Source organism: Acidimicrobiia bacterium (assembly GCA_016650365.1).
GTDB lineage: Bacteria > Actinomycetota > Acidimicrobiia > Spongiisociales > JAENVV01 > JAENVV01.
The window spans coordinates 1-14,318 of sequence record JAENVV010000043.1; the positions used below are offsets into that span (position 1 = coordinate 1).

At 60.5% G+C, this 14,318-nt stretch carries 16 protein-coding genes; 7 read left to right on the plus strand and 9 right to left on the minus strand.

What is annotated here, in order from left to right:
* The coding region (locus JJE47_02930) for an HNH endonuclease (GenBank protein ID MBK5266363.1) at positions 1-377 on the plus strand (377 nt) is incomplete at its 5' end.
* A gap of 311 nt (positions 378-688) precedes the next feature.
* Here JJE47_02930 and JJE47_02935 read toward each other — a convergent pair.
* Genes JJE47_02935 through JJE47_02945 form a run of 3 tightly spaced genes read right to left on the minus strand, consistent with a single transcriptional unit; the run spans position 689 to position 2,003 of the window.
* The gene (locus JJE47_02935) at positions 689-1,249 is read right to left on the minus strand and encodes a peroxidase-related enzyme (protein ID MBK5266364.1); all 561 of its coding nucleotides are present in this window, start codon (positions 1,247-1,249) and stop codon (positions 689-691) included.
* Between the two features lie 17 nt (positions 1,250-1,266).
* Positions 1,267-1,650 (minus strand): hypothetical protein, encoded by a 384-nt coding sequence (locus JJE47_02940; GenBank protein MBK5266365.1) that lies wholly within the window; start codon positions 1,648-1,650, stop codon positions 1,267-1,269.
* Positions 1,572-2,003: a methyltransferase domain-containing protein gene (locus tag JJE47_02945; GenBank protein MBK5266366.1), complete on the minus strand. Its 432-nt coding sequence runs from the start codon at positions 2,001-2,003 to the stop codon at positions 1,572-1,574. Before JJE47_02945 ends, JJE47_02940 begins: the two co-directional genes overlap by 79 nt.
* 76 nt (positions 2,004-2,079) lie before the next feature.
* On the opposite strand from JJE47_02945, the gene JJE47_02950 reads away from it, so the two are divergent.
* Genes JJE47_02950 through JJE47_02960 form a run of 3 tightly spaced genes read left to right on the plus strand, consistent with a single transcriptional unit; the run spans position 2,080 to position 4,342 of the window.
* Positions 2,080-2,832 (plus strand): ParA family protein, encoded by a 753-nt coding sequence (locus JJE47_02950; protein ID MBK5266367.1) that lies wholly within the window; start codon positions 2,080-2,082, stop codon positions 2,830-2,832.
* Positions 2,829-3,101, plus strand: coding sequence for a hypothetical protein (locus JJE47_02955; GenBank protein ID MBK5266368.1), 273 nt, complete (start codon positions 2,829-2,831; stop codon positions 3,099-3,101). Before JJE47_02950 ends, JJE47_02955 begins: the two co-directional genes overlap by 4 nt.
* Positions 3,098-4,342, plus strand: a complete 1,245-nt coding sequence (locus JJE47_02960; protein MBK5266369.1) for an NAD(P)/FAD-dependent oxidoreductase — start codon at positions 3,098-3,100, stop codon at positions 4,340-4,342. The genes JJE47_02955 and JJE47_02960 overlap by 4 nt, the downstream gene beginning before the upstream one ends.
* Here the strand turns inward: JJE47_02960 and typA are convergent.
* On the minus strand, positions 4,339-6,171 hold the full coding sequence (gene typA / locus JJE47_02965; protein MBK5266370.1) for a translational GTPase TypA: 1,833 nt from the start codon (positions 6,169-6,171) through the stop codon (positions 4,339-4,341). The two genes, JJE47_02960 and typA, sit on opposite strands and share 4 nt — an antisense overlap.
* Before the next feature lie 198 nt (positions 6,172-6,369).
* Positions 6,370-7,575 carry a GNAT family N-acetyltransferase gene (locus JJE47_02970; protein ID MBK5266371.1) on the minus strand — a complete coding sequence of 402 codons (1,206 nt, stop codon included), beginning with the start codon at positions 7,573-7,575 and terminating at the stop codon, positions 6,370-6,372.
* A gap of 86 nt (positions 7,576-7,661) precedes the next feature.
* On the opposite strand from JJE47_02970, the gene JJE47_02975 reads away from it, so the two are divergent.
* Positions 7,662-8,132 carry a M48 family metallopeptidase gene (locus JJE47_02975; protein MBK5266372.1) on the plus strand — a complete coding sequence of 157 codons (471 nt, stop codon included), beginning with the start codon at positions 7,662-7,664 and terminating at the stop codon, positions 8,130-8,132.
* Here JJE47_02975 and JJE47_02980 read toward each other — a convergent pair.
* Positions 8,129-9,259 (minus strand): MFS transporter, encoded by a 1,131-nt coding sequence (locus JJE47_02980; GenBank protein ID MBK5266373.1) that lies wholly within the window; start codon positions 9,257-9,259, stop codon positions 8,129-8,131. The two genes, JJE47_02975 and JJE47_02980, sit on opposite strands and share 4 nt — an antisense overlap.
* 195 nt (positions 9,260-9,454) lie before the next feature.
* On the opposite strand from JJE47_02980, the gene JJE47_02985 reads away from it, so the two are divergent.
* Positions 9,455-9,907: a hypothetical protein gene (locus tag JJE47_02985; protein MBK5266374.1), complete on the plus strand. Its 453-nt coding sequence runs from the start codon at positions 9,455-9,457 to the stop codon at positions 9,905-9,907.
* A gap of 117 nt (positions 9,908-10,024) precedes the next feature.
* The gene (locus tag JJE47_02990; protein ID MBK5266375.1) at positions 10,025-10,621 is read left to right on the plus strand and encodes a hypothetical protein; all 597 of its coding nucleotides are present in this window, start codon (positions 10,025-10,027) and stop codon (positions 10,619-10,621) included.
* Here JJE47_02990 and JJE47_02995 read toward each other — a convergent pair.
* The 3 genes from JJE47_02995 to JJE47_03005 all read right to left on the minus strand — a co-directional run.
* Entirely contained in the window at positions 10,618-11,784 is a 1,167-nt protein-coding gene (locus JJE47_02995; GenBank protein ID MBK5266376.1) for an MFS transporter, read from the minus strand. The two genes, JJE47_02990 and JJE47_02995, sit on opposite strands and share 4 nt — an antisense overlap.
* 105 nt (positions 11,785-11,889) lie before the next feature.
* Positions 11,890-12,579: an aspartate/glutamate racemase family protein gene (locus JJE47_03000; protein MBK5266377.1), complete on the minus strand. Its 690-nt coding sequence runs from the start codon at positions 12,577-12,579 to the stop codon at positions 11,890-11,892.
* Positions 12,576-14,318, minus strand: a 1,743-nt coding sequence (locus tag JJE47_03005) for an AMP-binding protein (GenBank protein ID MBK5266378.1), incomplete at its 5' end; no start/stop codon positions are given. The genes JJE47_03000 and JJE47_03005, both read right to left, overlap by 4 nt.

Here is a 14,318-nt window from a genome sequence, read left to right on the forward strand (position 1 = left end):
CCGGTCCAATCGTCGGACCAAACACGATCGACGAACTCATCTGCACCGGCGCCGGCATTGATTATGTGAGGCTCACCAGCGACGGTGAAACCCTCAACGTCGGCCGCAGGTCACCCAAAATCCCGAGGCGGCTTCGCCGGGCCGTCCACGGCCGAGACGACGGATGTTCGGTTGACGGGTGCACCTCCCGCTACCGCCTCCAAGTCCACCATCGGGTCCACTGGGCCGACGGGGGCCCCACCGACGCCGAAAACCTGGTCACGCTGTGTTGGTTCCATCACCACGTGGTCATTCACCAACGAGGGTTCACCATCAACCCCGACTCACCAAGACAACGACTCAGACTCCAACGCCCCAACCGCGCCCCACCCAACTAGCAGGCCACCGCCCGACGGCCGGTCGCCCACCGGGCAATATAAAAGCCCAGTCCAATCTGACCCCCGCATGGTGACGGGGTAAGCCAGCCCACCACAACACCAACCCAAACTAATCAAGCAACCTCGATGACCGGGAGAACCCGGTCGCCGAACACCCGCGTCCACAACAGTCCGTTGGTCTTCGCCAACCCCCGAGCCGTCTGCATCCAGAGCCGACGTTTCCTCTAAGCCAAGGGAGCGTCAAGAGACGGACTTCCAGCCTTGGGGACCATCCACGAAGCTAAACGCCTTCGGCGACGACTATCAAATATCTACCGGCCCATCGTGTAGAACTCTTCATTCGGCTGCATGTTGGTCAGGTGCGCCATTCTGTTCGACAGGCCAAACAGACCGACTATCGCACCTACATCCCAGATGTCGTCGTCATCGAGACCGTGAACTCTCAGCCCTTCCCAATCTGATGCGGTGACCGACTCCGGCGTCCGGGCGAATCGGACCGAGATGTCACAGATGGCCCGCTGACGATCATCCAGGTCGGCCTTGCGCCAATCCGTAGCTACCTGATCGGCCAAAAGCGGGTTCTTCGATCGGATCCGCAATACCGCCCCATGAGCGACGACACAATAAAGACAACCGTTGGCTGAACTGGTGACCACCACGATCAGTTCGCGATCCGCCTTCGAAAGAGCAGGTGAAGCCTTATCCATGAGGGCGTCGTGGTATGCAAAGAAGGCGCGGGCCTCTTCAGGGCGATGGGCGAGAGCCAAAAAGACGTTGGGGATGAATCCGGTCTTGGCGGCAACCTCCACGATCCGACCGCGCATATCGTCAGGCAATGATTCGAGGTCAGGTACGGGGAAACGAGAGAACATGCATGAAGTATGCCACTTCAGGTACGTGTGACACCGCAGACGAACAACCGTCTGAACGGATAGAGGGTTGTTCCATCCGGCCCCGGTGGATAGGCGGCGAGGACCTGCTGGCGCACGGCCCCCATGAACTCGTCCCGGTCTTGCCCCAGAGCAGCCAGATACGGACGGAGGGCAGCCCCCTCGATCCAGCGGGCTACCGGGTTCGGCCCTTCCAGGCGTTGGTAATAGACAGTCTCCCAGACGTCGAGCTGGGCACTGACGGGACCCAGAAGATCAAGATAGAACTCAGGAGTGCCCACCCTTGCTTCGGACCACCGGGAGCTCAGTCGCCCAGCCCAGCGGTCGTCATGGACGACCTGTTCGATGACGCGGTGGTCGAGCTCGGCGAAGTTGCGCGGCATCTGGACATGAAAGTGCCCCCCGGGCTGAGAGTCCCAACCAGCCGCGGAAACAGAACCTCATGATCGGGCAACCAGTGCAAAACAGCGTTCGAAAAGATGAGATCAGGAGCCACCGACGGCTCCCAGCCGGCAATGTCGCCCAACTCGAAGCGAATATTGGCAGGATCGTTACTGGAATCCCGGCTCGACATCGCCGATGAAATGTCCAGTCCGATTACCTCGGCGCTCGGCCCGCTCTCGGGTAATGCGACCGGTGCCGCACCCGAGGTCGTATATGAGCTGCGGGTCCTCGATCGAAATCGATCCAAAGAGATCTGGTGCAGGTCGCTCCCGATGACGGCGAAACGGCTCATAGAGCCCGGGGTTCCAATCCATTTGGTTAGTCTACGCACGGACTGGACCATCCGGCTGTCGCCTAGGATCTTGGGCATGGCGATCATCGCATTGGCGAACCAGAAGGGCGGAGTGGCCAAGACCACCACCGTCCATGCACTGGCCGAAGGCTTGGCAGAACTTGGCCAATCGATCCTGGCGATCGATCTCGACCCTCAGGCCAGCCTTACGTACGCATGTGGAATCGACCCCGAAGCGCTTCCCGAATCGATCAACGAGGTTCTCGTGAAACGCACCAACCTCGCCGAGGTGATCGTTGACGCTGGGATGTTCAACCTCGCTCCCTCAGCTATCGATCTGGCGGGAGCTGAGATTCATCTCATGACCAAAACCGGCCGAGAGTTCGCTCTTGCCAAGGCTCTCAGGAAGATCGAGTCGGACTACGACAACATCCTGATCGACTGTGGACCGTCGCTTGGCATTCTCACCATCAACGGCTTAACCGCAGCCGAATACGTGCTGGTTCCCTTCCAGGCCGAGACCCTGTCGCAAAGAGGCGTCGGCCAGCTCCTTGAAACCATCGAAGACGTGCGGAGCTACACGAACGACAACCTCAAGGTGTTGGGGGGAATCGCCACGATGTTCGACGGCCGCACGAATTTGTCGCACCAGGTCGTGGACTCAATCAGCACCGAGTACAAACTTGAAATCCTCGACCCTCCGATTCCCAAGTCGGTGCGGGTAGCGGAAGCACCTGGCTTTGGCCGCTCAGTCTTGACGTACGCGCCGAATTCGAAACCCGGCGTTGCCTACCGGCAACTCGTCCAGACGATTCTTGGTCGATTGTGAACACCGGCAAGCGGGCCTTGTTCGAGGCGCCATCTACGGACGAACATCACCGCGCCCCGGGGAAGGATGCCCTGTTCTCAGGCGCCGATCCACGGGGCATCCGCATCGAATGCTCCCGGTGCGGAGCGACCACCTCAACAGATCTCCTCGACGTCGTAGCCCGCATCAGCTGGTTCTCAGCCTGGATTCCTGGCAAGAAGTACAGCCGCTGGATCATCTGTCCGGCTTGTCACGAGCGGGCCTGGGTCCGACTCCGGTGGCTTGATTGACGCACCGGGTCGTCATCGTCGGTGCCGGGTTTGCGGGGCTGAATGCCGCCAAGCGACTCAGACAGGCACCGGTCGCGATCACCATCATCGACCGCTCGAACTACCACCTCTTCCAACCGCTCCTCTATCAAGTTGCCACGGGTGGCCTCTCACCAGCTGACATCGCCTCCCCCATTCGCTACATACTGCGACGCCAGAAGAACGTCAGGGTCATCCTTGATACGGTTACCGACGTTGATGTCGACCACAAGAGCGTCACAACCACCAGTGGTCTCATTCCCTATGACACGCTGATTGTGGCCACCGGCGCCACCCATCACTACTTCGGACATGACGAGTGGGAAACGTCGGCGCCAGGACTCAAAACACTCAGGGACGCCACTGGCATTCGGGCCTCCATACTCGAAGCCTTCGAACATGCCGAACGGTCACACAGCCCTGACAGCTTGAACTTCTTGGTCATCGGTGGTGGGCCAACCGGTGCCGAGATGGCTGGAACGATCGCCGAGATGGCGCGCGACACGCTCCGACGAGACTTCCGAGCCATCGACCCGCGAACCGCACGGGTCATCCTCGTCGAGGCTGGACCAGCAGTCCTTCCGGCGTTCGCCGGCGACTTGTCCAACCGAGCGGCCCTCCAGCTCGCCAAACTCGGTGTGGAGGTGAGAACCAATTGGCAAGCCACCGCCATTTCGGGCGATTCGGTCACAATGACCGACGGAACCACGTCAGAAACCATCCATGCCGCCTCAATCGTTTGGGCAGCCGGCGTTTCGGGCTCACCGCTAGGAGCTCAGCTGGTCGGAAGGGATGGGCTCGACCGCTCTGGTCGAGTCATGGTTTCGGACCAGCTCACGGTACCCGGCCATCCGGAAGTATTCGTACTTGGAGACCTCGCCCACGCCGTTTCGGAAGCACGACCCGTCCCCGGCGTTGCCCCGGCCGCCATCCAAGCAGGCAGATATGCCGCTGACACCATCGTCGATCGGATGGAGGGTAGGACGCCACCGGTCTTCACGTATCGAAACAAGGGCACGATGGCCACGATCGGTCGCAGATCAGGCGTGGCCGAACTCGGCAAGCTCCGATTGCACGGGTGGCCGGCCTGGATGGCGTGGCTCGTTGTGCACCTGTGGTTTCTGATCGGATTCGAAAACCGGCTACTCGTCCTGACCCAATGGGCGTGGAACTACGTCACGCGCAATCGAAGTGCGCGACTGATCATCCGGTATCGGGACTAGAGATCAGCCTTTTTGGCCGCTTGTTTCCGGTCCGATTCGGTGCGATGACGCTTGCGAACCCGAATCGACTTCGGCGTAACCTCGACAAGTTCGTCGTCACCGATCCATTCGATCGCCAGCTCGAGTGTGAGAATCTTGGGAGGCGTCAGCTTGATAGCGTCATCGGCTGCTGCCGAGCGGATGTTGGTCAGCTGTTTCGGCTTGGCCGGATTGGCAGGAAGGTCCTGAGGTCGTGAAGACTCCCCGATGATCATCCCCTCATACACGGGGGCTCCGGGGCCGAGGAAAAGAGTTCCACGCTTTTGAAGGTTGTCGAGAGCAAAGCCGGTCGTTTCGCCAGAGCGATCCGAGATCATTGCCCCGCCCTGGCGGTGCGGAAGGTCACCAACAAGTGGCATCCAGCCAATGTGGTGCTGATGAACCATCGCCGTCCCGCGGGTTGCGGTCATCATTAGCGACCGGAACCCCAACAGCCCCCGGGCGGGTGCCGTGGCAGTGATAATCGTTCTACCGGTATCGCCCGGGGCCATATCCAGGACCTGACCCTTGCGGGGTGCCAGGGTCTGGGTCACCGTCCCGATGTACTCGTCCGGAACGTCGATCACGGCTTCTTCTACGGGCTCTTGACGTTTCCCGTCGATCTCACGGACCACCACCTCGGGACGACTGACCTGAAGCTCGAAACCTTCGCGTCGCATCGACTCGATGAGCACCGCCAGCTGCAGCTCACCACGACCGGCCACCTCGATCACTTCCGGCGACGAAGTTTCACCGAGCTTAATCGATACGTTTCCGAGGATCTCCCTCTCGAGACGATCGCGAATCTGCCGTGAGGTGAGAAACTTGCCTTCTTTACCGGCCAACGGCGACGTGTTGACCCCGAACGTCATCCGAAGAACGGGTTCATCGACCGACAACCGATCGAGCGCCACCGGATTGATGGGATCGGCCAGGGTGTCACCGATCTCAACTTCGGGGATCCCGGCCACGATAAACAGATCACCGGCGGTGCGCTCGGCAACGTCGATGCGCTGTAGACCTTCAAAACCCATGAGCGCGGTGAGACGCTTTTTGATCGGCGCCTCGTCTTCGCGGCCGTGGCAAACTGCGATCTGGCTGCCCGATTTCATCGTTCCCTGGATGACCCTCCCGATCGCCATCCTGCCGAGATAATCCGACGCGTCAAGACTTGAGACCAACGCTTGAAGCGGGGCATCAGGGTCGCCCGTCGATGATGGGATGGTATCCAAAATGGTGTCGAGCAACGGACTCAAATCGCCGTCAGGTTCCGGCACGCCAATCCCGGCGATTGCGAGTCCCTGGCGGGCAATGGCGCTCACAATCGGGAACTCGATGTGATGCTCCCCGGCATCGAGATCAAAGAAGAGCTGATAGACCTCGTCGACGACTGCGGCCGGTCGAGCGTCAGGCCGATCAACTTTGTTGATGACAACGACGGCTGGCAAGTCCAACGCCAGGGCTTTTTGCAGCACGTATCGGGTTTGGGGCTTGGGTCCTTCGGCGGCGTCAACGAGCAACAACACACCGTCTACGAGCGCCAGAGCCCGCTCAACCTCGCCGCCGAAGTCGGCGTGACCGGGCGTGTCGACGATGTTGATCCGAACGCCTTTCCACTCAACCGAAGCGGCCTTGGCGAGAATGGTGATACCACGCTCCCGCTCTTGATCGTTTGAGTCCATGACTCGCTCGTCGGGCCGTTCATGAGCCGCGAAAACCCCGGTGGTCCGGAGCAAGGCATCCACGAGTGTGGTTTTTCCATGATCGACGTGCGCGATCAAAGCTATGTTACGAAAAGAGGAAGCAACCATGCGGGCGGGAATGGTACCTGAAACCCGGCCAAGTGAGACATCCGGCAACCAGGATGCGCCCCGGACCACGCGACCGTGCCGAAACGTACCTCCCGATCAGCCGGCCGCCGCCGTCGGCCATCACCAGGTTGATGTTCGGATCAACCCATGTCCCACCCTGGCCCGGGGTGGTAGACCACAGGCCAACCAGGCGCCCCCTTAGAACATCTCCTGGCAATAAGGCGCAATGTCCCACGCGAACATCCTGGCCAGCTGGGACAGCGCTTCGGGATCTCCGGTTGCCCTGCCGACGGTTGCCAAGCTGACGAATGATGCGTCACCCAGGTACGCCGACCCGAGCGCGGCGACGTCGACCCGCACGTCTGGATCGGCGTCAACGGTTTCACACGTCGGTCCGTCGGCAGTTACGGATAGGCGGAACGTCCGCTCATTCCACGGGCAGATCGGATCGGTGACATCCACGGTGACATCTCCAAAGGCGGCATATTGCCTCGATCCGAGAGCCGTTTCGACATCTACGAGACGAAGGTAAAGCGCGTCGCCGGTCTTGCGAACCGCCAGTCGAGGGTTGGACAACCACCAATCGAACGACCGGTCAATCGGATCGTTCCAGTTGATGATCTCTGAAACCAGGTCCATTTCGGTAAGAAACCGCCACAGCTCCCGCTCAGCCGCGTCGAACCCAAACACCTCGGAGACTCGCACCGTTTGCCGGTCTTGTTCGTTCCATCGAGCCCGAAAGATGGCGTAACCGACAGCTTCACCTCCCACGGACGCCACGACCCGACGATGGGAACTCCACCCTTCGCGTCGATCGGCCGGATCCTCAAGAAGAATTCTCCACCAGTCCGGGGTGCGAGCAAACATACCGGGCCGCAACAGTCGAGCACGCTCATACATGGGTGGAAAAAGGTCCAGGGCCGACTCGGATGAAATCAACCGGAACTCGAACCCGGACGGCCTTGGGTCACGAAACATGGCCGGCTGAACGGTCAACTTCAAGTCAAAGTGCCGAGCGGTCACGCCGAATCCGTACCGACCATAAATGGCCGGCTCGGAGGCCCAGAGCGAAGCAAGAGGTTCGTTGCGATCGCGGCAAACCTCGATATGTTCGGTCATGAGACGAGTCAAAATGCCACGTCGTCGATGGGTGGGAAGAACCGCCACCGCGGTGACGCCGCTGGTCGGAAGTTCACCCCCTGGCACCGTGGTGAGGAACGAGAACGATCCGAATGTCCCGACGATTTCGTCGCCGTCTTTGGCGGCGGTAGCTCTATCCAACCTATGGCGCCGCTTGCTTCGCTCAAGCCGCTCCGGGGTGACATCGTCTGCGAACGGAACCGACATGGCGCTGAACCACTTTTCAGCCTCATCGGTCAACAACGGTCCGGTGGTAATCGTCATGAATCGCAGTCTATGACGAGCGGCCCTGACGGGCCGGTGAATTCCTCAACTCGATTCTGTCGTACCGACCCGATACCGTACGGGTCATGGAAGTGAAAGTCATCCGCTCGGCCAAACGCCGAAAGACCATCCAGGCTCGGATGGAAGGCGACATACTCAAAGTGATGGTTCCCGATTGCCTCACCGCTGAGCAAGAGGCCCACTGGGTTGAGGTCATGCAAACGAAACTGGCCACCAAGGCAAGGTCCGAACCCGGCCTCGCCGAACGAGCCAACCGACTGGCAGACAGGTTCGACCTGCCACGCCCGACATCGGTGGACTGGTCGACCCGCCAGAACCACCGCTGGGGCTCGTGCACACCAGCCACCGGACGCATCCGGCTGTCGTCAAGAATGATCAAATTCCCCGACTGGGTAATCGACTATGTGCTGATCCATGAACTAGCCCATCTGGCCGAATCCGGGCACGGACCCGCCTTCAAAGCGCTACTGGCCAGATATCCAAAGTCAGAACGGGCCGAGGGCTACCTCATCGCCAAATCAGAAGCAACCGGCTAGGCAACCCGAACGACCCTTGCCCGGAACCATGCATAGGCCAGCACGAGCCAACTGGCACCCAATACCGGCCCGAGGACCTCAATGGTGAACTGCTCAGCAAGAATTCCGACGACCCACGGAAGAATGGCCGCCCCAAGACCGGCCACTGCCAGCTGATAGCCCACGGCTGCCTCGGTCCCGGACCCGCCGACCTGAGCCGGGGTGAGCGAAACCAATCCCGGAAACACTGCGGCCATACCGAAGCCGAGCACCGGGAGTCCGACCGCTCCCCAACCCGCCGGATCGAGCCACAGAATCAGGGCTCCGACGGCGATCGTGAGAACCGAACTGTCGATGGCGGTGCGGACGGATATCCGTTTGCCGAAGAAACCCATCCCCAGTCTCCCGATCGTGAGGCCGGCCCAGAAAAGCCCCACCCACCGACCGGCCGAGGATTGGCTCATGCCCCGCTGCTCGAATAACAGGGTGAAAGACCATTGCCCGGTGGCAACCTCCATGCCTGTATAGAAGAAGAAGGCTGCCAAAGTCGACCGGCGAGGGGGACGAGCGGTTGAAGCGATCTCAGCCGGCGCGGCCTTCCACAGGGGCGACACGGCCAGAGTGATCGCAAAGAGCACCAGACCGACGGCGGCCAGACCAACAAAGGCCCACCGCCAGGCAGGGAGAACCATGACCACCACGAGCGGCCCGAGGGTGGCTCCCACCCCGAACATTCCATGCAGTAGATTCATCGCTCGCGGCGATCGATAGCGCGCAAAGTAGCCGTTCATGCTGGCGTCGAGCCAACCCCCCGCCAATCCAATGACAAACCAGGCAATATTGATGAGCAGCCAGTTTGGAGCCAGAACAAAACCAAAAAGCGCCACCTCCGACAGTCCGACGGCGCCCACCATTGAACGGCCGATGCCTGCCCGGCTGGTTATGCGGGGCGCGATCAACGATCCCGCGATAAACCCCATCGTCAGGACAGCTGTGAGGGTTCCGAGCCCGGACACGGACAGGCCAAACTCAGCTCTCATCGCCGGCCAACTGGGCCCGATAGAGCCATCCGTAAACCCGATCTGGGCGAGGACCGCAAAGCCAAATGCGGTCAGCAGCCCGACAGTAGAACGCCGCCTACGCGTCAAGGCCACCGCCGCCAGGCGTCCTGCCCGGGGTCGTGCGCGTCTCTTCGCCAATGGACGCGGAATCGCCACACTTCGCCAGGCAAAGGAGGGGCGTGTGTTGGGTGTCCGACATTTCGCCATGACCCTAACCGGTCAGGACAGACCCGAATCAGTCCATCGACTAGGTTCACCGACAGAGCGAGAACGAGGAGCACGATGAGCGACGCAGCAGTCCGGGCCAGAGCGAACGACATCCCGGTATACGAGTTCGATTCACTCGCCTGGACAACTCCTAAACCGCTTGCCGAATCACGGGTTGCGCTCGTGACCACCGCCGGACTGCGCACCGACACCGCCACACTGTGGTCCCAGTCAGACGAAGGATTCACCGTTCTTCCTCATGGGACCAACGATCTGTCGTTCGCCCATTTCAGCCCCAATTTCGATCGGTCCGGATTCAACCTGGACATCAATACCGTCCTTCCGACAGATCGACTCGATGAGATGGCCGCCGCCGGCACGATCGGGTCAGTCGCCAGGCAGCACATCTCGTTTATGGGGGCTCAAAAGGATCACAACCTCGCCACGATGCGACTCGACACGGGTCCAGCCGCCGCTCAGCTACTCAGAGAGGACGGAGTCCACACCATCCTTCTCACACCTGTCTGACCTTTCTGTACGCGTACGGTCGGTACGCTCGCTCACATTTTTGAAGCAGAAGGCTTCGCCACAGTCGCACTGGCGCTGGTCCGGGGTCAGATCGAAAGGTCAGCTCCTCCGCGAGCCATGTATGTTGACTTTCCTCTTGGACGCCCACTCGGCAAACCACTCGACCCGGAGTTCCAGACGTCGGTAATCACCGCGGCATTCGACCTGTTGAATGAGCCATCTGGACCCGTGCTGGTTGACTTCCCAATCAGCATTGAGGACTCATCTTCCGAAATGCTGGCGTGTGCGATCCCACCCCGCTTCGACCCCGATCTACATCCAGCAGTCGATGAGGCGCTCGGCCTGCGCGCCGCCTACAACCGGACCGTCGAAAAGTCGGGCCGCACCAGTGTTGGTCGTTCTGGAACGGCAGACGACGTCGCCGGCATGATCGAGATCTTCATCAAGCTTGCCGACGGGACGCCGCTCAGTGAGATCGACGTGCCTGGAGGTGACCACATTGCAGTCGCGATGGATTTGCGCTCGTACTATGAGGAGGCAGCACTGTCTCTCTCAGACCACGTTCCCGCCGCCCGCCAGGCCGAGTCGTGGCTGTACCGGGGTACGAAACTTGGGGAGCTATTACACCATGCGCAGGCGAATCTGAAGGACTCCGGTGCTGAACGGCGCGATTGGTACTACGTCATGCCCTCGACCCACCATCGAGGCGACTAAGACTCCTCAGCTTTCGTAAACGCCGCCGCCACCAACACGACCAGCGGAATGACGGCAGCAAGAGAAAGCGCCGGACCGTACTTTCCGGTTATCCCGTAAATGACCGCCAGGCCAAAAGGGCCGACCGCGGTCGAGGCTACGTTGGTAAACGTCCCGAACCCCTGAATGGCTCCGATGTGCTCAGTACCGAACCAGCGAGGAGGAAGGGCACTTCCAACCGTCCTGGAGGCACCACCGGCCGCTCCAAGCAGGATGGCATAGAGCAAGATGTCACTAGTCGAGTTGAGAAAGTTGACCATCAAGAGGGCCGAGGCAAGCAAGGCCATCGCGGCCATTATCAGCCAACGACCGTGTAGTCGGTCGGCCAGAGCGCCAAAACCGAGTCCAGCCAGCGAACTACCAATCACCTGCGGAGCAAACATGAGGGCTGCTTCGCCCGCCGAGAGCCCGGCCTCGCCGAGGAGACTGATCTGATGGAAATTGAGAGCCGTGCTAAGCATCCCGGTCGCACCCGAGGCCGCCAGTATGACCCACAAACGACGGGTGCGAACCGCTTCTGACCGGGTCAAAGACTTTCGGGGAGGCAGGGCGATCTCACCTTCGACCGGTCCGCCATCGGGAAGTTGACCCACCACGGCCGGCTTGTCGATGATGCCGAACCTGGCGATAGGAATAACTACCAGCCAGACGATCAGTGCGGCCACGATCCAAGCCAACCGCCACGAATATGCTTCGATCACGAGGTTGAGACCGATCGGACCGAGTGCCATGAGCGCCGATACCGAGGTGGCCATGATCCCGAGAGCGAGGCCGCGCCGACGGTCGAACCAGTGCGTCACCGTAATGGTCGATACGAGACTCAACGATCCCTGACCCAGGAAACGAATCATCCCGTATCCGATGGCCAGGCTGACAAAGCCCTGTACGCCGGACATGAAGACGAGGCCGATCCCGAAGCCGACGGCGATCCAGGTCATGGCCTTGCGGACTCCCACCCTGTCGATAGCCCGGCCGACGAACGGCATACCCAGGGCTCCGAGGAGCGTTCCTATCAGGTAGGCCAGGGAAACTGCATCCCGGGATAGAGACAGATCAGAGATAAAGGATTCGACGAAGACCGACACGCCGAGGGTCTGACCGGGAACCGAAAGGGCCGCAGTCACGATGGCTAAAGCAAGGATCCGCCATCCGGAGAATCTACGAAGGGGCGAGGTAGGGCGGCCGGACATCAGGCGACATTAGCCGTCTTCCACAGCCCTCAATCGGACCTATTCAAGCGCCAGACGGGCGGCGGCTTCTGCATGGATCCGGGCAGTTGGGTAGTACGGAACCGTCAGATCGCTCGGCCGAACCAGCAGTTCGATCTCTGTACATCCGGCGATGATCGCCTCCGCACCATTTGTTGCCAGGGCGTCAATGACCCGGAGGTACTTGAGTCTGGAATCGTCAGAGATGATGCCTCGGACCAACTCGTCGTAGATCACGTCGTGAATCATGGTTCGGTCTGCGGGTTCCGGGACCAGGACATCCAAACCAAAACCCCGCAACCGCCCTGCGTAGAAGTCGTCTTCCATGGTGTACCGGGTCCCCAACAGCCCGACCGTCCGTGCACCATCTTCGACAATGGCCATGGCGGTCGCATCGGCAATGTGTAGGAACGGGACGGTTATGGCGTTCTCGATCTCATCAGCCAACCGGTGCATTGTGTTCGTACACAGAATGATGATCTCTGCTCCTGACTCCTCAAGCCGGGCCGCGTCCATGGCAAGTCGCTTTCCGGCCGCCCCCCATCCCCCCGTGTCTTGAAGCTCATGAATCTCGGCGAAATTGTATGAGCGAATGATCAGACTGGCCGAGGCCGATCCACCGAGCCGGGCTCGAACGTACTCGTTGATCGTCCGCTCATATTCGATGGACGACTCCCAACTCATCCCACCCAATAGGCCGATGGTCTTCATACGAGGTCTCTCAACATTCTCCGCATCACCTTGGCGGACGCGGTTCTCGGCATGGCTTCAACGAGTCGCACCTCGGCGATCTTGAACAACGGGTTGAGACGGTTCCGGATGGCATCCTGCATCTGGACAAGAAGCACATCGGCATCTCCCCCCGGCGCAACCACAAAAACCACCAATCGATCGGGTCCACCGTCGCCTGGGGGGACCCCGACGGCGGCGCTTTCGATAACGCCTTCGATCGCGTTCACCGTTCGTTCTATTTCGGCTGAGCTGACCTTTATCCCGCCAAGATTCATCGTGTCGTCCGACCGTCCCATCGCCCGGTAATGACCCGAAGGGAGACGGCGAAGCTGATCGCCATGCCTCCGCAGCGGCACGTTCGCCGCGGGAACTCCGTCGTAATAAACGGTCCGGTGATCACGATTCAGGAGAACGGTGGAGAGTCCGATCGAGGGTGGCACGATGAACACCTCCCCCTCATCAGGCGACTCGTGCCCGGAATCAAACAGTCGAATGTCCAGCCCGGCGCACGGAGTCGTAAACGTCGAAGCATCGAAGGACTCAATTACGGTGCTCGACAAGTATCCGCCCCCGATCTCGGTTCCGCCGCAGTATTCGATGACCGGGGCGTTCGTCAACCTCATAAGCCACTTCATATCGTCGGGAGTAGAAGCCTCACCGGTGGATGTCATGACCCGAACGGAGGACCAGTCGAGTTCTTGGACGCCAGGCTCGGCCCGCCAGGCTTTGACCAGGGCCGGTACGACGCCCAATACGGTGACGTTGGCTTTGGTCACGAAGCGGCAGAACTCCAGGGAGTTGGGCAACTGACTCGAGAGTGCGATGGTTGCCCTATTGAGAAGTGCTGCGTAGATGAGCCATGGACCCATCATCCAGCCGAGGTTGGTCGGCCAGGCCACAACATCGCCCGCCTTGATGTCCTGATGGATGTATCCGTCGGTTGCCGCTTTGATGGGCGGCGACTGATCCCAGGGAATGACTTTGGGGTCGCCCGTCGTACCCGAACTGAACAGAAGGTTCGTATACCCCTCAACCGGGCGAATGATCGGCTCTTCCATGGGTTTTCCGTCCAGGAGTGCAGTCCAGGTCGAGTCTGCGTCCCGCAAGCGCAAGCCAGCCCCAGTCTCAACAACAATGCACCGGGCTGCGCCAGCGTCGACCACTTTCTGGTACATCGGAAACTGTTGTTCACCCCGGATGACCACATCCTGGGTGATGACCGTATCGCAGTCGGCCAGCTTCAACCGATTACGAATCTCCGGAGCCGCAAAGCTATCGGCCACCGACACCACCGTGCCTCCCGCCCACACGACCGCCAGGTAACCGATTACCGACTCAACCGTCATCGGCATGGCCATGGCGACCCGAACACCGTCGCCGACGCCGAGTCGGGCCAGGCCTCCTGCGCAGGCTTGTACCTTGGCTCGAAGTGATTCAACGGTCAGGTACTGGAGTCCCGACTCCGTCTCATAAATGACAGCCACAGACTCAGCCCTGGCCCGGAAACAGGAAGCAGCGATATTGAGCTGGGCTCCCGGTAACCAGCGAGTGTCCTGCGGACTGCCCTCCGAGAGCACCCGCGGAGGCACTGTGAAAGAAATCCCCAATCGAGCGATCATCATCTGCCAAAACTCGTCACGATGCTCACACGTCCAGCGATGGAAGTCCTTGACGGTCTCAGCTTCAACCTCAGCCATCAGAGCAGTGAGGTTGGCGGC